Below are 22,629 nucleotides of genomic sequence, written 5' to 3'. Positions count from 1 at the left end.
ATGACGCCAGTTACGTCTGAATGCACCAGGGATTATCGATGGCTTTTTTGGTTACCAACAACAGCAGCGGCGAATCCACGCGATTCGAATTGGTCGATCGGGAAACCACGCTTGGGCGTCACCCCGAGTGCAGCATTGTGGTCGAAGCCGGCGCCGTCAGCCGTTATCACGCAAAGGTCTTCAAGGAAGGCGATCAGTTCTTCGTCGAAGACTCGGGCAGTCGAAATGGGACGTTTTTGAACGGGCAATTGCTGACCGAGCCTGAGCTTTTGGCTCAGGGCGACCGGATCCGAGTCAGTGACGTCGAGTTCGAATTTCAGGGCGAAGTGATCCCCGAGTTTGCGCGTGCCGGCAACGAAATGACGTTCGACGGATCGAACTTCGGCATCATGATGGTCGATGAGACCGAAACCAATGGCAACGGCGAAGACTCGGGAACTGCGTTCGGTGCAAAAATCGAATTCCGCAGCTCTGCCGAGGGGCTGAAGATGGTCGCAACGCCCGAGGCAAAGCTCGAGGCGTTGATGCAGATCAACCGAAACCTGACCGGTGCGTTGGCGGTCGATGAAGTATTGCCGAAGGTGCTCAGCAGTCTGTTCAGTATTTTTCCTGCGGCTGACCGTGGCTTTATCGTCATGCAGGATGCCGCGGGCAATCTTGTGCCGCGTTGGGTCAAGACGCGTGCACTACAGGACGAAACCGAAACCGTCCGAATCAGCCGCACGATCTTGCGTGAAGTCATGAATTCGGGTGAAGCAATTCTGTCGCTTGATGCATCCGAAGACAGTCGCTTTGACAGCAGCCAATCGATCGCCGACTTCTCGATCAAGTCGATGATCTGTGCTCCGCTGCTTGACGCCGATGGGAAAGCCTACGGAGCCCTACAGATCGATTCGACCCAAGGACGTGGCCAGTTCCGCGAAGAGGACACTGATTTGCTGGCCGGTGTCGCCGCACAAGCTGGAATCGTGATCAACAACGCCCGCATGCACGAACAGGCGCTGCAGCAAAAGGAAACGGAGCAGGATTTGAAGCTAGCCACCGAAGTCCAGCAGGCGTTCTTGCCGCAATCGCCGCCCGACGCGACAGGATTTCGCGTTCGCAGTTTCTACAAAGCTGCCAACCACATCGGCGGCGACTACTTTGACTACATCCACCTGACCGATGGACGCGTGGCGATCGTCGTTGCGGACGTCGTGGGTCACGGAGTCGCGGCGGCGATGTTCATGGCGAAGTTGTCGGCCGAGACGCGTTTTTGCTTGGCAAGCGATCCCGACGTGGGAAGCGCGATTGAGCGGCTGAACGACCACATGAGTCGGCTGCATGTCGAGCGATTCATTACGTTCTTGGTCATCGTGGTCGACCCAACCGACGAATATGTCTCGATCGTGAACGCCGGCCACATGGCTCCGCTGGTTCGCAAAAAGTCCGACGGATCGATCTGTGAGCCCAGCGAAGAGGAATCGGGTTTGCCGATCGCTATCGACGACGGCATGGAGTACGAGGTGGTGCGGTTCAAGTTCGAAGTCGGCGATTTGGCGGTGCTGTACACCGACGGGATCAACGAAGCGATGGACAAGCAGGACGAAGAGTTCGGGATCGATCGGTTGCGGGGACTGACGGCCGCACCTGGTGATGCCGATGCGATCAAGGACAGCATCGTCGAAGCGGTTTTGAAACACATCGGTGACGCTCCGCCGTTCGACGACATGTGCATGGTCGTGATCGAGCGGTTGAACCCAGCAGTGCCGCGGCCAGCCAAAGACATCAGCGATACGGTCACCGAAGACCTTCTTTAGCGCTGTCCCGTGACCTCTGATCCCTCGGACGTCAGATCCAAATGTCGATAAAGCCTAAACGCGTGCACGTCCAGTTCACCGGACACGTCCAGGGAGTCGGTTTCCGGATGACGGTGGTCGAGCAGTCGGTGAATCTAGCCGTTCACGGTTTCGTTCAAAACGAACCGGATGGCAGTGTCACACTGGACGCCGAAGGGTCGCCCGCAGACTTAAAAGAGCTGATCCGCCGAATCAAATCGGCGATGTCAGGCAAGATTGACGGAGTCAGCGTCGATGACCGAGAACCACTGGGTAAGTCAGTCGGTGGAATCATGATCCGCCGCTAGCGAAGCAGCGATTCCAGCACTGCAAGACGCTCCGTAGCGAAACTCGTCGAGAGTTTCGGCCTTTGCTTTCTAACAACCGGCTCGAACTCGACTTACGCCAAGCCTTCGCGAGCGATGATGATTTCTGCACCGGTGGTCATTCGGCGTAGCTTGCGAGCAACTTCCGACTTTTCCATCGTTCCGGCTTGGGCGCGAGCCAACAGCTTCGCAACTTTTTTCTTGCGGGTGCGTCGACGACGAATTTCGCGAACACGTTCGATTCCGGACGGCATGGATCAGATTCTCCGAGTGGGTTGTTAGGGTGCCGAAGTGTAGTGACACCAAAGGAAATACGAAAGAGGGTGTTTTGGGCCTTCCGCCGAGCCTTCGCTTCGGCGGACTCTGCTGGGCTCCGCGATGCGGCCCGACGGCTAGGGCTTCTTCTTGGCCACGCCCTTCTTTTTGGCTGCTTTTTTTGTAGCAGTTTTCTTTTTTGCGGCCTTTTTCTTAGGTGCAGCCTTCTTGGCGGCCTTTTTCTTCGTCGCTTTTTTCTTTTTCTTCTTGGTTGGTCCTTTGGCGGCTCGTTCGGCCAGCAGGTCCAGGGCGGCGTCGAAAGTCATTTCTTTCGGGTCCATTCCCTTTCGCAGGCTGGCGTTCGTTTCGCCGTCGGTGACGTACGGTCCGAAGCGACCTTCCAGGATTTTGACTTCCTTTTCGGTGATTGGCGACGGCTTTTCGTACAGCTTCAGCGGTTCCTTCGGTGTCCCTCGGCCGCGCGTTTTGGGCTGTGCCAACAGCGCCATCGCTTCCTCGAACGTGACTTCAAGCGGCGACATTCCCGCTGGCAGCGAACGAGTATCTTTTTCGCACTTGATGTACGGCCCATAACGGCCATCGAACGCCTGGATCGGCTGCTTCGATTCAGGGTGGTCCCCGAGCGTTCGCGGCAGCGTCAGCAGCTTGCAAGCCAGTTCCAGCGTCAAGTCACCGACTTCCATGCCCTGCAACAGGCCCTGGTTGCGTTTCTCTTCATCGTCGGGGGCACCCAATTGGATGTACGGGCCAAACCGACCGACTTTCAAGTAAATCGGCTTGTTGGTTTCAGGGTGGATCCCGATCGGGTCCTCTTCGACTTGGCCAGCCTCGAGCAATTCCAGGCCTTTGGCCAAGTCCATTTCGTCCGGCGGCAAGCCGTCCGGGATCGACGCTGTTCGTTCGCCCTGTTCCAAGTACGGGCCAAACTTTCCGACACGAACGAAGACCTCTTCGCGATGTTCGCCTTCGGTCGGAGTCCCCATCGAAAACATCGCCGATTCTTTGGCGTCGATCTGGTCCAGCTTTTCGACCAGCCGATTCTTTAGCCCGACGTTGTGCTTGTCCGTCGAATCGTCACCGAAGTAGAACTTGCGCAAATAGTCATCGCGGTCGGCCTCGTCGCGGCTGATCGAGTCCAGGAAGTCCTCAAGCTGGGCCGTAAATTCGTAATCGACCAGCGTCCCAAAGTGCTGTTCCATCAGCCGCGTCACGCTGAACGCACGCCACGTTGGAACCAATGCCGATCCCTTTTTGACGATATAGTTCCGTCGCTCGTCGGTGATCGTGCCGATGATCGACGCGAATGTTGACGGCCGGCCGATGCCTTTTTCTTCCAAAGTCTGCGTCAGGGAGGCTTCGGTGTAACGGGCCGGCGGCTGAGTGGTGTGTCCCTTGGGATCGAGCGCGTCGGGGTTCAGCGGATCCGATTCGCTGACATTCGGCAGCAGTTTCTCTTTGTTGGCCAGTTCTTGGTCCGGGTTGTCGCTGCCTTCGACGTAGGCACGCAAGAAACCTTCGAACAGAATGCTGGTTCCGCTGGCCGTAAAGGTCGCGCCGCCGCCTTCGATGGTGACGCTGATTCGTTGCTTTTTCGCATCGGCCATTTGGCAAGCGATCGTGCGTTTCCAAATCAGATCGAACAATCGGAACTGGTCCGAATCCAACTCGCCGCGGACGGTTTCCGGGACGCGGAACGGCGTACCGGCGGGCCGAATCGCTTCGTGAGCCTCTTGGGCGTTCTTGACCTTGCCTTTGTAAACTCGGACGTCGGGGTGCAAAAAGTCGGGGCCGTACTCGCTGCGGACCAGATCTCGTGCCGCCGTGATGGCTTCTTTCGAAAGCGTCGTGCTGTCGGTACGCATGTAGGTGATGTAACCGTTTTCATACAGCCGCTGAGCCGCACTCATCGCACGTTTTGCGGTGAATCCGAGCTTTCGGCCGGCTTCCTGCTGCATCGTGCTGGTCGTGAACGGTGGCAGCGGTCGCTGAGTGAACGGTTTGACTTCGACCTTGGTGACCTTGAAGTCCGCCTTGCGAAGTTTTTCGGCTAGCGCATTGGCCTCTTTCTCGTCCATCTGCAACAGATCGGCGTTCTTCAGTTTACCGGTCGTCGAGTCAAAATCCGTTCCCCGCGGGATCCGGCGTCCATCGACGGTCGAAAGTGTCGCCTGCAGCGTTTCTTTCTTGTCCGTCAAAAAGACAGCGTCCAAATCCCAGTAGGTCGAATCCACAAACGCGATTCGGTCACGTTCGCGGTCGACGATCAATCGAACGGCCACCGATTGGACACGACCGGCGCTGGTGCCTTTGCCGATTTTTCGCCACAACAGGTTCGACATGTCGAATCCGTACAAGCGGTCCAGAATCCGGCGAGTTTCTTGAGCTTTGACCAGCGAATCGTCGATCTTGCGAGTCGCTGAGAGTGCGTTGGCGATCGCTTCTTTGGTGATTTCGTGGAAAACCAAGCGGTGGACAGGCACCTTCGGCTTTAACAGCTCTTGAAGGTGCCAGCTAATCGCTTCACCCTCGCGGTCTTCGTCCGTCGCCAGATAGAGTTCGTCGACGCCTTTGAGTGCGTCTTTTAGCTTCTTGACCTGTTTTTTCTTTTCGTCGGGAACGATGTACAGCGGGTCAAAGTTGTCGTCCGTGTTGACGCCCAAGTACGCCCAGGATTCACCTTTGTACTTCTCCGGCACTTCCTTTTTGCCCGCTGGCAAGTCGCGGACGTGCCCGATACTGGCCTCGACCACATAATTTGGGCCTAGGAATTTTCCGATCGTTCGTGCTTTCGCCGGCGATTCGACGATCACTAACGTCTTGCCCGTGCTCTTGGCCATGCAAACACATCAATGGTTGGGATGAAATGGTTATGAATGCCCCGGGATTTGACCCGGTGGCTTGTTTTCTTCGTCAATCTTCTTTGTCGGCCCCGAGGAGGCCTGGACACTTCCTGACAGTTTTACGGCCAACACGTGTCCTGGTTGGCCGCTTCAATGACAGAAACCGTTGAATCTCGGCTTGACCCTTCAAAACCGCCGGCGATACCCTTTCCGGTTCGCGACGATGTCACAGTTTCGAAAAATCTTCTCGTCTGCAAAGAGAGTTGAACGCTGAGGCGCCGTTGTCAAGCCGACACGCCGAATTCCCTTCGTGATCGTCGCAACCGTATTCCTCCTGACCCGATCCCGCCAGACCACCCGCGGCCGAAAGTTCGTTTCACATGAGCACCAGTCCTTTTGAACTGTTTCGTCAGAACCTTAAACCGTTCATGATCTTCGCGACCTTGCTCGCATTGGTCTCGTTCGTCGTTCTGCCCATTTTGCAAACTTACTTGCAAAAACAAGCTGGCGCGGCCGGCGATGTGGTCGTCGCAAAATACGCGGGCACGGAGCTGACGCAGACGCGTGTCGGGTATTTCACTCAAAATCACGCTGCCACGGTCAATTTTCTTGGCGAATTGGCCAACGAAACGATCGCTCGTGGTGGTGTGCCTCGCACGTCGGGATTCCAGTATGACGCCCAAGCAAAGCAAATTCGATCGCTCGGGATCAACGAAAACCCCAACAATGAAGGCACGATTCGCACGTTCATGTTCGCCGATCGGGCTCGCAAAGCCGGTTTCGAACTTGACGACAACGCATTGCAAGTTTGGTTGGAACGATTCACCGATGGCTTGATCAGCCCCAGCGAAATCACTGCTCGATTGATGAAATCGACCAGCAACCGCATGGGACCGCCTCACCTGTACGAACAACTACGCAGCCATTTGCTGGCCGACGTTTACTTGCGTCGCGGCAATTCGGGCCTATTTGGTACCCAAGGGCCGTTGCTGACGCCGGACGAACAGTGGCGAAACTTCTTGAAGCTGAACCAAAATGCAGTCGTCAACACGTACGGCGTTCTGGTCAACGACTACATCGACAAAACCGACGCCGAACCGGCCGCATCGCGGATTCGTGAAGTCTTCGAAGACGGTAAGGACCGTGATCCAAGCGATCAGTCGGCTGAACCCGGTTTCCACAAACGATACAACGCCAAGTTCGAATACTTGGTCGGTAACTATCAAACCTACTTGGACGAAGAAGTCGCCAAGCTAGACGAAGCAGCCATCCGCGCTGAATACGAGCGCCGTTTGAAGGGCGGCGACTTCCAGTTGCCCGAAGAAGCGGCTGTTGAAGAAAAAGCCACTGTTGAAGAAGCGGAAGCCGAAGTAGCAACCGAAGAAGAAGTCGCTGAAGAAGAAGCGATGGTGGAAGACGCGGTGGTAGAAGAAGCCAAGGAAGAAGAAAAGAAGGAAGAGCCAGCAGCAGAAGTCAAGGCAGAGAAGAAGGCGGATGCAAAGGCTGACGACGCGAAAGAAGAAGTAAAGGAAGCGGTTGAAGAGTCCGTCGAAGATGCGGCCGAAGCAGCCGACGATAAGAAATCGTCCAGCGTCACTCGAACCAGCGCCGTTCGCTTGGTCGCTTTCCAAGACGACGAAGCTGAAGGAAAAGGCGAAGCTGCTGCGGATGCGGAAGCCGACAAGACGGCTGATGAAAAAGAAGAGATGAAGGCAGACGAAGAGCCAGCAGAAGAAAAGGCTGAGGCGAAGGAAGCCAAGCCGGAAGCTGCGGAGGAAGAGCCAGCCGAAGAAAAGAAGCCCGAGCCTAAAAAAGAAGAACCTAAAAAAGACGAGCCCAAGGAAGAGGAAGAACCTAAAAAGGAAGAACCGAAGGTTCAAACGTTTGAAGACGTTCGCGACGATATCGCCAACGACTTGGCCGCGCCGAAGGCTCGCGAGCGAATGGACAAAGCGGTCACGGCCGCAACCTCGGCTATGCGAACCTACTTCAGCCGCCAAGGCATCTACCAAAGCTACCTTGCTTCTGGCAAGGAAGCCGAGCCACCAGTTCGTCCAGACCTAGCCAAGCTTGCTGGTGAGTTGGGACTGAAACTCGAATCGATTGGACCTCACGACGAACTCACCATCAGCGACGAGCCGATCTCGAACTCATTCGAAGTCGGCACCCAGTTCGGTCGCCGTGGCCCAAGCTTCGCCGTCATGATGTTCGGCTTTGACAACGGCCAAACACAATTGGCCAAGCAGCCGTTGTTCTCGCCCGTTCGTACCGCCGACGACCAATCGGGTAAAATTTATGTGACTTGGAAAGTCGAAGAAACCGAAGCCTACACGCCATCGCTCGACGAAGTTCGTGACGAAGTGGTGATGGCAATTCGGATGGAAGAGGCCCGAAAGTTGGCCAAAGCTGCGGCTGCTGAACTAGCCAAGAAGGCGGAAGCCGGCGCGCCGCTTGCCGACTTGGTTCCCGACGACAAGAAGGATAACTTCCGCCAAGACCTCGGCCCGTTCACTTGGATGGACTCGTTCGGATTCCAAGGTGCGACGATTGGTAACGTTCCCGAACTGGACTCGGTTGGGGACAAATTCATGAGTGCGGTGTTCACGACGGACGAAGGGAAAGTTGCGACTGCGGTCAACCAACCCGAACGAGTCGTCTACGTCGTCGAACCGACAAAATTTGAACCGTCGACCGACGAACTGCGTGCCCAATTCAAACAGCCCGTCAATCGTATGATGGCGCGAATGGTCGCCAGCGACATTACCGACATCCGTCGCGGTTACTACGAGTCGATGGACAAGGAAATGGGTTTCGAAGAAATCAAGCCTGAAGACGAGTAAGGCCTTAAGGACTTTTTCGGAAATACCTTCGACTTTCGTCGCGCCAAATTTACCCTTCCGCTTGCGGGAGGGGCGGACTTGGCAGCGGCAGCGGCTTTTGCGAGACCCTCTCCGGCCGCTATAGCGTCCGACTCTCCCAGAGCGAGAGTGCGATGTGCGGGGCTTGTTTCCGAACGATCTCGAAGACGTGGAAGTCCAGGCAGAGAGTCGGCATCAAAAAAGTACAAAACTTTCTCAATCGGACTTCATCTGACGCGAAAGTTCTGTCGATGCCTTTGCTGACCGCTTACGTGAGTCTAAAATAAAGGCGTTGGCTTTGAACAAAGCCAGCGCCTGCTTCGGCCCAGTAGTTTTCGGCAGAGGGATCATTTTTAGGGTTCGCCTAGATCACTTAAAGACTTGTGCAGAAGCACGTCGAGATCTTCGCGTTTCTCCCAGCGGCTCCATTTTGCCGCCGAAAGGTCGAAGCAACCATAAAGCCGGTCGGCAGTCTGAAAAAGGCTGTCGGCCGGTTTTTTTGTGTCCCTACAGAACTTCCAGTTTTGCGTACGCCAAACGGAAGCTATGTTCGCCGTGGTCGAACTGAACTTTGGCCGTTCGCTTGGGGCCGCGGCCGGTGACTTCGATGATCGTGCCTTCGCCATGTTCGGCGTGGCGGACCTGAGTCCCCTCGCGGTAACTCATCAATGGCGGTGCGCCGCCAGCCAACAGATCCGCGCCCGTTTTTAATCCGGCTACGATCACGTTGTTTTTCTTTTTGGGCTTCACCGCTGCGGCCAGTTCTTCTTGAGGCAACTGCGAAATTTCGTCGATCTCGAAACCCGCCGGTGCAACGATCGGTGCTGATTCCGCGATGGTGTCACTGGTCGGTTCTCCTTCGTCGGGCAAGTCCCACGAATCGGGATAGGACTGGTCGTAGCTGTCTTCTTCCTCGTCAAACCAATCGCGATTTCCGGTGCTTTCGATCCGCTTCATTTCATCAAGCGGCAACTCGTTCAGGAACGGACTGGGGATGACGGGCCGAGTATCGCCGCGAATCGCGCGCCGCTTGCAACAACTCATCTGCAGCCACTCCTTCGCTCGCGTGATGCCGACGAACAACAGACGCCGTTCCTCTTCGAACTGAGCGTCGGTTTCCTTGGATCGCTTGTGCGGCAGCAGGTCATCTTCGACCGCGATGATGAACACTCGCGGATACTCCAGTCCCTTCGAAGCGTGCAACGTCATGATCGTGACCCGGTCGGTTTCGCCGTCGATCGAGTCCGTGTCGGAGACCAAGGCGACTTGTTCCAAGAACGCTTCTAGCGATCCGTCGTCGGGGTGTTGGCGGTCGAATTCTACAGCCGCTGTGATCAGTTCGTCGACGTTCGACATCGGGTTGGCGTCTTGTTGTTCGACGGCTGTCTTTTCCAAATACGCTTCGTATTCCGTTTCCGTAACTAGATAGCGGATCATGTCTTCCAGTGACGAGTTTGCCTTGATCGCCAATCGGTCGTAAATCTTGATGAACTTGCCGATCATCGTGATCGCACGCTTCGCCAAGCCCTCGATTTCGTTGGCTCGCCGAGCCGCCTCTAGCATGGGAATCGCGTTGTAATCCGCAAAATCGCGGATTCGTTCCACCGTGCGATTTCCGATGCCTCGCGTCGGCGTGTTGATCACCCGCATCAGCGCCACATCGTGGCTGGGGTTGTTGATCAGGTGCAGGTAAGCCAGCAAGTCTTTGATTTCACGTCGCTGATAAAACTCGACGCCGTTGATGATTTGGTACGGCAGCGAACGGCTACGCAGCGCGTGTTCGAGCGAACGTGTCAGTGCGTTCATGCGACAGAAAATCGCAAAGTCGGACGGCTTCATTCCTTCGTCGGTGATCGCGCGAATGATCTCATCCGCAATGCCATCGGCTTCCTGATAGCCGTCCTCGAACATCCTCAAAATCACCGCGTCACCTTCGGGATGATCGGTGAACAGGTCTTTCGCTTTGCGACGTCGGTTGTGCCGAATCAATTGATCGGCGGCGCGCAGAATGTTTGGCGTGCTGCGATAGTTTTTTTCTAGCCGAACCGTTTTTACCGACGGATAATCTTTTTCGAAATCCAGGATGTTGTTCAGGTCGGCGCCTCGCCAGCCATAAATCGATTGGTCGGGATCCCCGGTGACGGCGAGGTTGGGTTGATCAATCGAAAGGGCGCGAACGATCGCGTACTGAGCCAAATTGGTGTCCTGATACTCGTCAACCAAGATGTATTTGAACTTTCGGTCCATCTCGCTGCGCAGTTCCGGGTTCTCACGCAACAAGTTGGCGACGTGCAGCAGCAGATCGTCGAAGTCGACGGCGTTGGCCGTCAACAATTGCTGTTGATAGATCGGGTAAACCTTGGCCGCCAATGTGTCGAGCGGACGCAGTGTCTGGCCCAGCATCATTTCAGGCGTCATCAAACGGTTTTTGGCATCGCTGATTGCTGAAGCGATCTGATCGGGCGATGCGTGAGTGGTCGAGACACCGGCGGCTAAGACCGCCCGTTTCATCGCTTGTTTTGAATCGGACGTGTCGTAGATCGAGTAATTTTCTTGCAGCCCGACCATCGTCGCGTAGCGGCGCAGTTGTTGGGCACAAAAGCGGTGGAACGTGCCCATCCAAACGGGTTGGTTCGGTGCCAACGCATTGACTCGCAACCGCATTTCGTCGGCGGCTTTGTTCGTAAATGTCAGCGCCGCGATCTGCCACGGCTGGACACCTTGTTGGATCATGTTGGCGATCCGGTGGGTGACAACGCGAGTCTTTCCGGATCCGGGTCCCGCCAAAATCAGCATGGGACCGTCGACGTGAGCGACTGCCTCGCGCTGTGCCTCGGTCAGATTCTTGAAAATCGCGTCCATACCCACCGTCCTCATCGTCCGTTTCTAGCCAGGAAAATCCGCAACTCTGTCCATCACTATACCCGCGCCCCCGGTTTCGTTTAACGCCCGCGCAGCGATTGCGAACACAGGGTCTGCTGCGATTTTCGGACGATTCCCACGTGCCGCCGCCCGGCGTTGTACGATACGGTCAGTCGAAATCCATGCACCTTTTCTTATCCTGTTCGCCATGACATCGATCACGACCGATCCCACCGTTGATGTGATTCCCGAATCGCCGCAAGCCAGCCGATTGGACCGGCTCGACGCGTGGTGCGAACGGATTGGCGATGCTCTGAATCCAATTTTGGTCAAAGAGACTCGTCAGGCGCTGAAGAGTCGCCAGTTCGTGATCACGTTCTCGGTATTGTTGGTTGCCGCGCTGGCTTGGACGATCATCGGCAGCCTGTCGATGATGCCACAGATTTACACGTCGCCGTCAGCGCCACGGATGCTGATTGGCTACTACTTGGTTCTTGCGCTGCCAATGCTGATCGTCGTCCCGTTGGCGGCGTACCGGTCGCTTGAAGGCGAAATCGATGACGGGACGCTCGAGCTGTTGTCGATTACGGTGCTGAGTCCCTGGCAAATTGTGCTGGGTAAGTTGGCTAGCGCGATGTTGCAGATGCTGCTTTATTTTGTGGCGTTGTTTCCGTGTGTTGCGTATGCCTACACACTTCGCGGTGTCGACCTGCCGACGACTTTGTTGATGATGGGGATCCTGTTGGTGTCGGCGATCGAGTTGACGATTGTCGCTTTGTTCTTTGCGCCGGTTGCCCGCACTCGTACTGGCCGGATCACGACTCTGTTGGCGGTGATGGGCATGTTGTTGATGGCCGAATGGACCATTGGTTTTCTGGTGATCGGGATGATTTTGGAAGGCAATCCGTTGACGGGAGAGCAGGTGTTGTTGGCTGTGATTGCGACGATCTCGCTAAGCCTGGCACTGGGACATTTGTTCCTGACTGCGACGGCAGCTCAATTGACGCCCGAAAGCGAGAACCGGTCGACGCACCTGCGAGTGTCGTTGATGATCGTATCGGCGGTTGTGCTGGGGCTTTGCATGTTGGCGATCAAAATGCTGGACGACGATGCAGGAATTGCGATTTCGTCGATGGCGGCGACGGGATTGGCCGGGTTGTGGACGTTGTGCAGCAGCATGTTCACGGGCGAATCGTCAACGATGACGCCGCGAGTCCGACGCGAATTGCCAAGCAGCCTACTTGCGCGAGCGACGTTGACTTGGTTGACGCCGGGACCGGCCAGCGGGCTAGTATTTTCCGTCGTGAACATTGTTGTGATCACTGCGGCGGTTGTGATCGGCATTGATTTGGCTGGCCAGTTTGCGGGCGGACGAACGACGATCGTGACCGGCATGTTGAAGCAACTTTGCGTCGGCTATTCCGCCTACTTGGTCGGTTTTCTTGTGGTTGTTCGATGGCTGGTGGCAATCATTCGGATTCGAAACAATCCGAGAGCAGAAATTGGCATCGCGGCACTGGTCGCCGTTGCGATGTTGGCGGCGATCGTTCCTTATTCAATCGGATTGCATTTGAACGATTATCGTTCGTATTCCTATTCCGGTTGGCAGATCACGAACTGGGCCTGGACGCTGGGAGAAATCGTGACGGGCCGCAATTCGGTTTGGACGATCAACGTTGTCGTCGTGGTGGCCACGCTGGCGTTCTTTGCGACTCTGTTGGCATCGCCCGAATTGGTGATGCCGCGGCGAACGGCGACGCCGCAGCGAGTGCGAGAAGAACTGGAAAGTTGAGATAGCGATAGCTTCGCCGCTAGGATCGCTGGGTTGGTATGTGGCAAGCTGGGGTGTGGCAAGCTCGACGAGCCGTTTAGAATGAGGGACCGCTTTTGTTCGGGCCACTTCAACTCTCTGATCCAGCACGTATCGCCGCATGACTTCGGACTCCAATCCACCATCGCCCGAGCCACCGCAATCGAGCGACAATAATCCTGCTGTACGTGCTCGCGTTCCCGAAAACGTCGCCGACGGTTGCTTCAGCACCGGCGCGATCGTGATGACGGGGCCGAATGAATATATCGTTGACTTTTTGCAGACGATCGGACGTCCGCACAAAGTGGCCAAGCGAGTCGTGATTCCGCATCCGGTGATGCCTCAGTTCATTGACGCGCTCAATACGAACTTGGAACTGTACAAGGGTCGCTTCGGCAATCCACAAGCACCACCGGTCCAGCCGCCTAACCCAAACCAGCGCAGGCCGTCGCCGCAGGAAATCTACGACGACCTGAAGTTGCCCGACGAAGTGCTCAGCGGCGTGTACGCCAACGGCGTGATGATCGGTCACGGCGCGAGTGAGTTTGGTTTGGACTTTCTGACCAGCTTCTTTCCACAGTCGGCGGTCAGTGCGCGCGTGTTTGTCGCGGCCGGCCAAGTACCACGATTGCTTGAATCGCTGCGCGGTGCCGTCAAACAGTTAGAGCAACGTCAGCAAGCCGGCGCGAATCCACCACCCGAGCTTCCGCCGCCTGCGGATACGGGAAACGACAGCCCGCCGTCATCCGATGCACCACCGTCGGACCCGCCACCGCAATCCGATGATGATCCCGCGCCACCGGCGTAACGAGCGTCTCTGATTTCAAGTCTCCCATTTTCAAAACAATCGCTGCGATGAAACCCACCGAAGACTTGCCGTTGATGCGGAACCTGCCACGTGCGGAATTGCCAACCGACGAGCCGTTGATTTTGGCCAGCGGTTCGCCGCGCCGTGCTCAGTTGCTGACTGCGGCTGGATACGACTATTCGGTCCAGGTCGCTTCGGACGAAGCCGAGTGTGGGATGTGCAGCCGCGAAACGGCACCGGAAATGGTTGCTCGCTATGCGTATCGCAAAGCGGCCGACATCGCCACCAAAGTTGACACGGGGCTGATCATCGCAGCCGATACGGTGGCGTCGTGTCTGGGGCAAATTTTGGGTAAACCGCACGATCAAGATCATGCTGAAACCACGTTGCGTTTGCTGAGCGGTCGCAAGCACGACGTTTACACCGGCGTTTGCGTTTGGTCTGTGAAACACGAAATGTGTGTCGTCGACGTGGTCCGGACTGAGTTGAAAATGCAGAAGCTGACCGAGCAGATGTTGGAAGATTATCTGGACTCGATGCTTTGGGAAGGCAAAGCGGGAGCGTTCGGATACCAGGATGGAAATGACTGGTTGCAGGTGATCGGCGACGGCAGCGTCAGCAACGTCGTGGGGCTTCCGATGGAGCGATTATCGGAATTACTGGAAAATTTCCTCGAAGTTGCCGAAACGGTAACTACCGGAAGCTCTGATCCACCTGGGTGAAATTTGCGGTTCGTGTTAACCTGCGCGGATGGCGGAATCCAGTGGCTTTAGATTATCCCTTCCCCCTCTCACCGGTATGGAATGATGGTGCGTTTTGAACGTCGCGAATGGTCGAAATTCTTGGTTGTTGCGTTGGTAGCGGCTGTTTGCCAGACATTAAGTCCAACAACAGCGTCAGCGGACAACTACGCCGACAAGATGTTCAAAGAAAAGAAGCATGAGTTCCGCACGGTCGGACGAGGAACCAAGTGCGAATACCACTTTGATTTCACCAATATCTACAATGAAGAAGTCCACGTGGCGGCGGTTCGCACCAGTTGCGGATGCACCACGCCAACGTTGACCGCGGATACCCTGCAGACTCACGAAACGGCGGCGGTTGTCGCGACCTTCAACACCAGCAGCTTCATCGGTCAAAAGGCCGCGACGATCACCGTCGTGTTTGATCGTCCCAAGTACGCCGAAGTCCAATTGAACGTCAGCGGATTCATTCGCACTGACATCACGTTTGATCCGCCGGAAGTCGCTTTCGGTGACGTTCCGGCCGGCGAAGAACGTGAACGCGAAGTCATGATCACGCACAACGGAAACCCCAGCTGGGAAATCATCGACGTTCGCAGCCATTGTTCTGATTTACGAGTCCGTTTGGATCCCGCAGAACGAACATCAAACCAAGTTCGTTACCGCATGTCGGTTCGAATGAACGGTGAGATGAGCGACGGCGAAATTCGTGAACGCTTGACGCTGATCAGCAATGACCGCAGTTTTCCGACGACCGAAATGTCGATTTCGGGTCGAGTTCGTCCGCCGGTCAACGTTTCGCCCGAAGCGGTCAGTTTGGGGACGACCCAGCCCAACGGATCGGTCGAGAAGAAGCTGATAGTCCGTGGCGAAGAGCCGTTTGAGATTTCCGATGTTGAATGCAGCGATGAACGATTCAAGTTCGTTGTCCCGGTCGGTTCGAAAAAGCTGCACATGGTCAAGCTGGTCTACACCGGCGACGGTACGGACACGCCGATTTCGCAAGAAATCCGAATTGTCACAAACTTGCCCGGGAAACGAGCTACTTCGTGCGTGGTCACCGGAACGGTTTCGCAATAACGCCACTGGTCACGTCTTAGGGACTATACTGGACCGCTAGCTTTTCCTGACTACGGGAGAGCTTTGTGTTTCCGATCCTTGATGTGCCGAGTCTGAAAGATGTCCCGTCAATTTTGCATCGCTGGCGCGTTGTCGTTTGCGTTTCTGCTTAGCGTTGCTCCAGCACAGCTTGGCGCCGCTATCGTGACGCCGGGCAATGTGTTGGTCATGGACGTCAACACAAATACGCTTCGCGAGTTCACGAGCGCTGGACTTTTTATTCAAGCGTTTACGGTCGCTGATGACGCCGGTGCAGGCAGCACCGAGGTGCCGCGCGACATCGCAGTGGACACGCTGGGCAACATTCACGTGTTCAACGGCACCTTCAACCCGTCTCTGTCAACGATTGACCAAGCGACCGGCGTCCAAACGGATCGGTCCGGGCCGGGTACCGGTTTTGCGATCGGCAACGTCCTCAACCGGGGCACGGTCGCGGCAATCGGCGCCCAGGTGTTCGTTGCCGACCAGCCCGTGGGGGCTCGCAATGAGCAAGGTATTTTACGGTTTGATGCGGCAAGTGGATTCACATCGACGCGATTTGCCACCGACTTCATTGCCAACGACTTGAACTTCGGTTTCGACGGTCGGCTCTATGCGTTGGGAACCGAAAGCACGTCCGCGACATCTTCGCCGACAGTGCTAAACGTTTACGATCCCAACACGTTGTTGCGATTGGATCAAATCAATTTGCCGACCGCGACCTCCGGGCTCAGTCTGAATGGATTGGTGGCGGATGGGTTGGGCAACTACTTTGCCGTTCATGGCAACGACGAAATTCTGAAACTTGATGCGGCCGGTAACATCGTTTCGACCGCAAACATCATCGACGCGACCGGTCTGTATGACATCGACATCGATGCGAGCGGAAACTTGATGGTTTCCGGGATTGATAACCAAGTGTTCTTTACCAACACAAGTTTTTCGACTCAGTTCGCGTTCGACGCTAGCACGTCCGGGCCATCGCCGCCGCCGCGATTGTTCGCGGCCTTTGCAACAGCAGTCGTGGCGGTTCCTGAGCCAACCACGATGGCGGTGCTTTCGGTTTTTGCCGCGACGGTTCTTTGTAAGCGACGCCGGGTCGCCACACGACGCTCTCGGCGCTAAACTTGCTGGCGAAAGATTTCATTTCGCCGACTCGATTTAGCAGTGTTCCATGAGCGTCAATCCGATTGATTTGTCTGGCTACGGTCTTAACGTTTCCAACATCATTCACAACGCGACCCCGGCGCGATTGTATGAGTTCGCCATCGCTGGAAATCACGCGGTCATCGCAGCGTCTGGCGCGCTTGCCACACGCAGCGGCGACAAGACTGGACGCAGCCCGAAAGACAAACGGATCGTCGATCACCCAGATTCGACGGACGACATTTGGTGGGGAGACGTCAACATCCGGTTGGCCGACCGGTCGTTCACGATCAACCGTCAACGGGCAATCGACTATCTCAACACACGCGACGCGATCTATGTGTTCGACGGTTTCGCGGGTTGGGATCCCGATCACCGCATCAAGGTTCGAGTGATTGCCGAGAGTGCCTATCACGCCTTGTTCATGCACAACATGTTGATTCGGCCAACCGCAGAACAGCTTGCAAGTTTTGGCGATCCCAACATTGTTATTTTCAACGCGGGTGCATTCCCCGCCAATCCGCATACCGCCCAAATGACCAGCAAGACGAGCATTGACTTGTCGATCGAAACGGGCGAACTGGTGATCCTGGGGACTCAGTACGCCGGCGAAATGAAGAAGGGCGTCTTCACGGTGATGAACTACTTGATGCCAAAGCGGGGCGTGCTCAGTATGCACTGCAGCGCCAATCAAGCGTCTGAGGATGATCTGACTTTGTTCTTTGGGCTGTCCGGGACCGGCAAAACCACTTTGTCGACCGATCCGCATCGGCAACTGATTGGCGACGACGAGCATTGCTGGTCAGACAAAGGCGTTTTCAATATCGAAGGCGGCTGTTACGCAAAAGTCATTCACTTGTCGCAGGAGAACGAGCCAGAGATTTTCGACGCGATTCGTTATGGCGCGGTGCTGGAAAACGTTGTTTTCGACGAGACGACTCACGAGGTCAATTACGACGACGCGTCGATCACCGAAAACACTCGCGTGGCTTACCCGATCGACTTTATCGAGAACGCCAAGATCCCTTGCGTCGGGCCGCACCCTAAGAACATCATTTTCTTGACCTGTGACGCGTTCGGTGTTCTGCCGCCTGTGTCGCAGTTGACGACCGAACAAGCGATGTACCACTTCATCAGCGGTTACACGGCGAAGACCGCGGGGACAGAGATGAATGTGAACGAACCGACTGCGACGTTCAGTGCCTGCTTTGGTGCCGCGTTCCTCGTTTGGCACCCGGCTAAGTATGCCGAACTGTTGGCCGAACAGATTCAAAAGCACGGCGCGAAGGCGTGGTTGGTCAACACGGGTTGGGCGGGCGGCCCATACGGTGTCGGCAAACGAATGAGTTTGAAGCACACGCGGGCCATCATCGACGCGATCCACAGCGGTTCGCTGGGTGAAGCCGAAACGCAAACCGATGCGGTCTTTGGACTGAAAGTGCCAATAACGTGCGACGGCGTTCCTTCCGAAATCCTATCGCCTCGCGACGCTTGGGCAGACAAGGCTGCCTATGACGCCAGTGTCAAGAAACTCGCTGGCTTGTTCCAGCAGAATTTCAAAACGTTTGAATCCGGCGCAAGCGACGCGATCAAGAACGCCGGACCAGTTGTCTGAGGCCCATTGTCTGAATAGGTACCTAAGTCAAGATTTCTTTCACTACGCGTGATTCTTTCACGCCCGTTAGTTTCTGATTCAGTCCTTTGAACGGGTAGCTGAATTTCGGAGCGTCGAATCCCATCAAGTGTAGAAGCGTTGCGTGCATGTCACGCACCTGCACCGGATCGACGGCCGCCGTGTATCCGACGTCATCGGTGATGCCGTGGGTGTAGCCCGCTTTGACGCCTGCACCGGCCATCCAGATTGTGAACGCATCGGGGCTGTGATCGCGACCCATGAACGCCATTTCCTTACCGCCGCGGTTTTCACGCATCGGTGTCCGGCCAAATTCGCCACCCCAGATCACCAGCGTGTCTTCCATCAGCCCGCGGGCTTTCAAGTCCGCCAGCAGCGCGGCAATCGGCTTATCCGTTTGGGTGCATTTATCGACCAAGCCGAATTCAAGAGCTTCACTCTTGTTCGACCCGTGCGTGTCCCAGCCCCAGTCGTACAGTTGCACAAACCGGACTCCATTTTCGACTAACCGCCGTGCCAGCAAGCAATTGTTGGCAAACGATTCTTTGTTCGGGTCAGCGCCGTAGGCTTCCAGTGTTTCTGCGGACTCTTTGTTTAGATCCATCACCTCCGGCGCAGCCGTCTGCATCCGGAAAGCCATCTCGTACTGGGCAATGCGTGTTAGCGTTTCAGGGTCACCGAATGTTTCATGAGCATGCCGGTTCAGCTCGTCCAGCGTGTCCAGCACACGGCGACGATCGGCTCGGCTAACACCGGATGGATTGGACACGTTCAGCACCGGATCACCCTGCGATCGGCACTGAACACCTTGGTAAACTGACGGCAAGAAACCTGATCCCCACAATGCTTTCCCGACGCGAGGCAACCGGCCACCGGAAAGCAAGACGATGAATCCGGGTAAGTCGGCGTTCTCGGAACCGAGCCCCCAGGTCACCCATGATCCGATCGAGGGCGAACCCATTTGTGCCGTTCCGGTGTGAACCATCAGTTGAGCGGGACCGTGGTTGAACTGGTCGGTCTGCATCGTTTTGATGAAGCACAGGTCGTCGGCATGCTGGGCCAAGTGCGGCATGCGGTCGGAAAACCAAGCACCCGATTCGCCGTATTGCTTGAACGGAAACTGAGGCCCCAGCATTTTGGGGGTTCCATTGATGAACGCGAAACGCTTGCCTTCCAAGAACGATTGCGGGCAATCTTGGCCGTCCAGCTCTTTCAGGTCCGGCTTATAGTCGAACAGTTCCAACTGGCTCGGTGCGCCAACCATGTGCAAGTAGATCACTCGCTTGACCTTTGCCGGCAACGGAGGCGCGACGGGGCTAAGCGGGTTATCGGGTTGGTGGTTTGGCAAAAAAGCGGCGTTAGTGTTGGACGACTGGGTGGCCATCCATAACGCGCCAAGACCGGTCGCCGAGTCACGCAAGAAATGGCGACGCGTTCGTTCTTCGAGCGTTTGACGCAGATACTGCTGGTCGATCGTTTCTCGTCGTTTCATTACTTGCTCATGATCTCGTCAAGGTTCATCAAAACCGAAGCCACATCAGTCATCGCTTCGGCTGGGCTGGATTCTTCTTTCATCGATTGCAGGAATAGTTTTTCGAGCGACGCGAGTTCCGAAGTGTCCGGTTCGCGGCTTGTCATCGCCAAAAATCCGTAGCTCAGTTTTTCATCGATCGTTTTGCCGTGGGCTTCCATTTGTTTGGCAAGTGCTTCGGTGCACTCCACAAACGTCACGTCGTTGAGCGTGATCAACGCTTGCAGAGGAGTATTGGATCGCAAGCGGCGCGGGTTGCAGAATTCACGTGACGGCGCGTCGAAGGTCGACATCATCGGATACGGAATGCTGCGTTTGGTGTAGGTGTAAATGCTGCGGCGATACCGATTCGGGTCGTCGGGACCAGCAGTGTCCCATTTGTCACCCGAAAACGGTTTCCAAACGCCGTCGGGGATGGGCGGGAAAACAGGTTTGCCACCAAAGCTGTCGGTCAACAATCCCGAAGCAGCCAACGCTTGGTCGCGAACCATTTCAGCCGGCATTCGGAATCGCGGTCCGCGGGCCATCAAACGGTTGTCAGGATCGTCAGCTTGAATTTCTGGACGAATCGCTGCGGTTTGTCGGTAGGTGTGAGACAACACGATCGAGCGAATCAGCTTCTTCATGCTGAATCCTTGGTGAGTCGAAAACTCGGTCGCCAAGTAGTCCAGCAACTGGGGATGTGACGGGGCTTCGCCGCTGGTGCCAAAGTCTTCTTCGGTCGCGACCAATCCGATCCCAAACATCCGTGCCCAAACTCGGTTGACGGCGACACGCGATGTCAGGGGGTTTTCAGGCGACACCAACCACTTCGCCAGCGCCAATCGATCTTTTGTCGCGTCCGCAGGTAGCTGGCCAAACGCCACCGGGATCTCTGGCGTGACTTCTTCGCCTTTGGTCAGGAACAGCCCACGAATGAACACGTGAGTCGGTCGTTTGAGGTTTTCGGGCCGCTCTGCCATCACGGGAGTGCGACTGGATTTGATTGTTCTTCGTTCGTCGGCGAGGCGTTTTAGGTCTTTGCGAAGCGAAGCCAGTTCGTCATTGGCAAGTTGTTCGATCAGGTCCGGATTGCCGGATGCGTCGAAGTATCCGCGACGAGTCACCAGCGGAAACGCGCCAAGCATCTGTGCTTTGTTAGACCATTTCAATTCCAAGTGTGAACCGGCAGGCAACTCAACAGGCGTTTTGAAAACAAAAGTTGCCGCGCGAGCGTGATGAATGCGACTGTAGGCCGAGAAGCCGTCGTTGTTTTTCGCGTTCAGACTTTGTTCGGGATCTTTCAGCGGGTGCGGTTCATCGCCGATCACTCGGGCCAATTCAATCGCCGATCGCGTCCCATCGGCTGCGATCAACGTCGCTTCAAAGTGCGACACCATGAACCCCCATTCAGAATCCGCTTTAGCCGTTTCGGGATTGCGTGGCAGGAAAGTTGTGCGGATCGCTGACATCGATTGGTGTTGATCGCCTAAGGTTGCATCGATCGTGATTACGGTGCCAGCCGACAGCGTGTCGAGCGTCGCGAATTCGGTATGACCATCGCGTACTTCTGTTTTCACTTGCGTTTGGAGATTCGCTGCCGAAGTGAACTTATCGAGTGGCCACCAGTCGGATTCGTCGCCGCTGACAATTGCATGTTCGCTTTGCCAGATCGATTCCTTCAATTTGGCAATTTGATTGTCCAGTTCGCCGGCTCGGGCCAGATCCTTGTCGTCGAGCGGCACGCTCAGCAGTGGGTACTCTTCGTTCAAATCGCAATCGACCGAGTTGTTAAAAAACGCAGCGAACTTGTAGAACTCGTCGTGATTGATTGGGTCATACGGGTGGCTGTGGCATTGGACGCAGCCGAACGTGATCCCTTGCCAAGTTTGCCAAACCGTGCTGACACGATCCAGCACCGCGGCGATCCGGAATTCTTCGTCGTCGGTGCCACCTTCTTCGTTGGTCTGAGTCAGCCGAGTTGCGGCGGTTGCCAAGCGATCGTCGATAGTCGGGTTGAGCAGCAGGTCGCCAGCGATCTGTTTGATCGTGAATTCGTCAAACGGCATGTCGTTGTTGAGTGACTTGATCACCCAGTCACGGTACTTCCAGATCTCGCGTCGACCGTCCAAACCTAGCCCACGTGAATCGGCGTATCGGATTTGGTCTAGCCAAACCGATGCCCAGCGGTGTCCGAAACCTGGCGACTTCAGCAGCTCGTCCACTTTCTCGGCATAGGCAGCTTTGCTATCGGATGAAACACTTGCCAAGAAAGCTTCATGCTGGGCCGGTGTAGGCGGAATCCCCGTCAAGTCTAACGTCGCGCGTCGCAACCACTCGGCGGGCGATGCGTCCGGCGCGGGTGCGATCGACAGTTGTTCCAGACGCTGCAGAACAAAGTTGTCGATCGGGCTGTCGCACCAGTCAGCCTTTTCGACGGCCGGCGTCGCGGGTGCGATCGGTTTTTCATACGACCAAGGTTGTTGCCAATTCGCACCCTCGGCGATCCAGCGTTCGAACAACTTGATTTGTTCGCTCGTCAACGGATGACCGTGCTCGGGCGGTGGCATGATCGAATCAGGATCTGTCGTGATGATTCGCTCGATCAAAAGCGAGAACTCGGGTTCACCCGGTTCGATCACTGATAGGGCCTCATCACGATGAATGAACGAGATATCCGCCGCTTTCTTCACGCCGCCGTGACAAGCCACGCAATGTTCATTGAGCAGCGGTCGGATTTCTCGTCCAAAATCGACATTCGAAGCATGGCAAATCGACCCAAAGGCGATCGCGCAAAACGTGGTGAAAATTCGGCGATCAAGCATTTCTTGGTTTGATAAAGGTAAGAATTTACGCGAGCCTCCATTCTAACACACTCAAATGGACGCAAACTAAAAAATGA

At 55.8% G+C, this 22,629-nt stretch carries 14 protein-coding genes; 9 read left to right on the top strand and 5 right to left on the bottom strand.

Annotated elements, in window-relative coordinates; all coding sequences use genetic code 11:
* The first annotated feature begins 38 nt into the window (after window positions 1-38).
* Window positions 39-1,799, top strand: a complete 1,761-nt coding sequence (locus Poly59_RS21735) for a SpoIIE family protein phosphatase (protein ID WP_146536228.1) — start codon at window positions 39-41, stop codon at window positions 1,797-1,799.
* A gap of 41 nt (window positions 1,800-1,840) precedes the next feature.
* On the top strand, window positions 1,841-2,125 hold the full coding sequence (locus Poly59_RS21730; RefSeq protein ID WP_146536227.1) for an acylphosphatase: 285 nt from the start codon (window positions 1,841-1,843) through the stop codon (window positions 2,123-2,125).
* A gap of 92 nt (window positions 2,126-2,217) precedes the next feature.
* Here Poly59_RS21730 and Poly59_RS21725 read toward each other — a convergent pair whose 3' ends face one another.
* Together Poly59_RS21725 and topA are read right to left on the bottom strand one after the other, a co-directional pair.
* On the bottom strand, window positions 2,218-2,397 hold the full coding sequence (locus Poly59_RS21725; RefSeq protein WP_146536226.1) for a DUF6800 family protein: 180 nt from the start codon (window positions 2,395-2,397) through the stop codon (window positions 2,218-2,220).
* Window positions 2,398-2,535: 138 nt separating this feature from the next.
* A complete protein-coding gene (gene topA, locus Poly59_RS21720; protein ID WP_146536225.1) occupies window positions 2,536-5,256 on the bottom strand; it encodes a type I DNA topoisomerase in 2,721 nt (906 codons plus the stop codon).
* A gap of 383 nt (window positions 5,257-5,639) precedes the next feature.
* On the opposite strand from topA, the gene Poly59_RS21715 reads away from it, so the two are divergent.
* Window positions 5,640-8,099, top strand: coding sequence for a hypothetical protein (locus tag Poly59_RS21715; protein WP_146536224.1), 2,460 nt, complete (start codon window positions 5,640-5,642; stop codon window positions 8,097-8,099).
* A 525-nt stretch (window positions 8,100-8,624) separates the two neighbouring features.
* Here Poly59_RS21715 and Poly59_RS21710 read toward each other — a convergent pair.
* Window positions 8,625-10,979 carry an ATP-dependent helicase gene (locus Poly59_RS21710; protein ID WP_146536223.1) on the bottom strand — a complete coding sequence of 785 codons (2,355 nt, stop codon included), beginning with the start codon at window positions 10,977-10,979 and terminating at the stop codon, window positions 8,625-8,627.
* Window positions 10,980-11,187: 208 nt separating this feature from the next.
* Here Poly59_RS21710 and Poly59_RS21705 point away from each other — a divergent pair, with 208 nt between their 5' ends.
* The 6 genes from Poly59_RS21705 to pckA all read left to right on the top strand — a co-directional run bounded on the left by Poly59_RS21705 (window position 11,188) and on the right by pckA (window position 18,199).
* Window positions 11,188-12,771 carry an ABC transporter permease gene (locus Poly59_RS21705; RefSeq protein WP_146536222.1) on the top strand — a complete coding sequence of 528 codons (1,584 nt, stop codon included), beginning with the start codon at window positions 11,188-11,190 and terminating at the stop codon, window positions 12,769-12,771.
* 139 nt (window positions 12,772-12,910) lie between these two features.
* Window positions 12,911-13,597 carry a DUF3467 domain-containing protein gene (locus Poly59_RS21700; protein ID WP_146536221.1) on the top strand — a complete coding sequence of 229 codons (687 nt, stop codon included), beginning with the start codon at window positions 12,911-12,913 and terminating at the stop codon, window positions 13,595-13,597.
* A gap of 74 nt (window positions 13,598-13,671) precedes the next feature.
* Window positions 13,672-14,319 (top strand): Maf family protein, encoded by a 648-nt coding sequence (locus Poly59_RS21695; protein ID WP_146536847.1) that lies wholly within the window; start codon window positions 13,672-13,674, stop codon window positions 14,317-14,319.
* 84 nt (window positions 14,320-14,403) lie between these two features.
* Window positions 14,404-15,420, top strand: a complete 1,017-nt coding sequence (locus Poly59_RS21690) for a DUF1573 domain-containing protein (RefSeq protein WP_246151844.1) — start codon at window positions 14,404-14,406, stop codon at window positions 15,418-15,420.
* A 99-nt stretch (window positions 15,421-15,519) separates the two neighbouring features.
* On the top strand, window positions 15,520-16,563 hold the full coding sequence (locus Poly59_RS21685) for an NHL repeat-containing protein (protein WP_146536220.1): 1,044 nt from the start codon (window positions 15,520-15,522) through the stop codon (window positions 16,561-16,563).
* A 49-nt stretch (window positions 16,564-16,612) separates the two neighbouring features.
* Window positions 16,613-18,199: a phosphoenolpyruvate carboxykinase (ATP) gene (pckA, locus tag Poly59_RS21680; RefSeq protein ID WP_146536219.1), complete on the top strand. Its 1,587-nt coding sequence runs from the start codon at window positions 16,613-16,615 to the stop codon at window positions 18,197-18,199.
* 22 nt (window positions 18,200-18,221) lie between these two features.
* Here pckA and Poly59_RS21675 read toward each other — a convergent pair whose 3' ends face one another.
* Together Poly59_RS21675 and Poly59_RS21670 are read right to left on the bottom strand one after the other, a co-directional pair.
* Window positions 18,222-19,709, bottom strand: a complete 1,488-nt coding sequence (locus Poly59_RS21675; protein ID WP_146536218.1) for a DUF1501 domain-containing protein — start codon at window positions 19,707-19,709, stop codon at window positions 18,222-18,224.
* Window positions 19,709-22,552 carry a PSD1 and planctomycete cytochrome C domain-containing protein gene (locus Poly59_RS21670; RefSeq protein WP_146536217.1) on the bottom strand — a complete coding sequence of 948 codons (2,844 nt, stop codon included), beginning with the start codon at window positions 22,550-22,552 and terminating at the stop codon, window positions 19,709-19,711. Before Poly59_RS21670 ends, Poly59_RS21675 begins: the two co-directional genes overlap by 1 nt.
* Window positions 22,553-22,629: the final 77 nt, after the last annotated feature.

This window comes from Rubripirellula reticaptiva (genome assembly GCF_007860175.1).
Taxonomy (GTDB): Bacteria; Planctomycetota; Planctomycetia; order Pirellulales; family Pirellulaceae; genus Rubripirellula; species Rubripirellula reticaptiva.
The sequence above is the reverse complement of the archived record's forward strand: the minus strand, read 5'-3'. Positions and strand labels throughout refer to the sequence as shown.

Bases quoted from the DNA above. Each gene is read 5' to 3' on its own strand.
- Poly59_RS21725 (WP_146536226.1), bottom strand. From the start codon at position 2,397: ATGCCGTCCGGAATCGAACGTGTTCGCGAAATTCGTCGTCGACGCACC.
- Poly59_RS21670 (WP_146536217.1), bottom strand. From the start codon at position 22,552: ATGCTTGATCGCCGAATTTTCACCACGTTTTGCGCGATCGCCTTTGGG.
- Poly59_RS21715 (WP_146536224.1), top strand. From the start codon at position 5,640: ATGAGCACCAGTCCTTTTGAACTGTTTCGTCAGAACCTTAAACCGTTC.
- Poly59_RS21690 (WP_246151844.1), top strand. From the start codon at position 14,404: ATGGTGCGTTTTGAACGTCGCGAATGGTCGAAATTCTTGGTTGTTGCG.
- Poly59_RS21705 (WP_146536222.1), top strand. From the start codon at position 11,188: ATGACATCGATCACGACCGATCCCACCGTTGATGTGATTCCCGAATCG.
- topA (WP_146536225.1), bottom strand. From the start codon at position 5,256: ATGGCCAAGAGCACGGGCAAGACGTTAGTGATCGTCGAATCGCCGGCG.
- Poly59_RS21695 (WP_146536847.1), top strand. From the start codon at position 13,672: ATGCGGAACCTGCCACGTGCGGAATTGCCAACCGACGAGCCGTTGATT.
- Poly59_RS21735 (WP_146536228.1), top strand. From the start codon at position 39: ATGGCTTTTTTGGTTACCAACAACAGCAGCGGCGAATCCACGCGATTC.
- Poly59_RS21685 (WP_146536220.1), top strand. From the start codon at position 15,520: ATGTCCCGTCAATTTTGCATCGCTGGCGCGTTGTCGTTTGCGTTTCTG.
- Poly59_RS21730 (WP_146536227.1), top strand. From the start codon at position 1,841: ATGTCGATAAAGCCTAAACGCGTGCACGTCCAGTTCACCGGACACGTC.
- pckA (WP_146536219.1), top strand. From the start codon at position 16,613: ATGAGCGTCAATCCGATTGATTTGTCTGGCTACGGTCTTAACGTTTCC.
- Poly59_RS21710 (WP_146536223.1), bottom strand. From the start codon at position 10,979: ATGGACGCGATTTTCAAGAATCTGACCGAGGCACAGCGCGAGGCAGTC.
- Poly59_RS21700 (WP_146536221.1), top strand. From the start codon at position 12,911: ATGACTTCGGACTCCAATCCACCATCGCCCGAGCCACCGCAATCGAGC.
- Poly59_RS21675 (WP_146536218.1), bottom strand. From the start codon at position 19,709: ATGAAACGACGAGAAACGATCGACCAGCAGTATCTGCGTCAAACGCTC.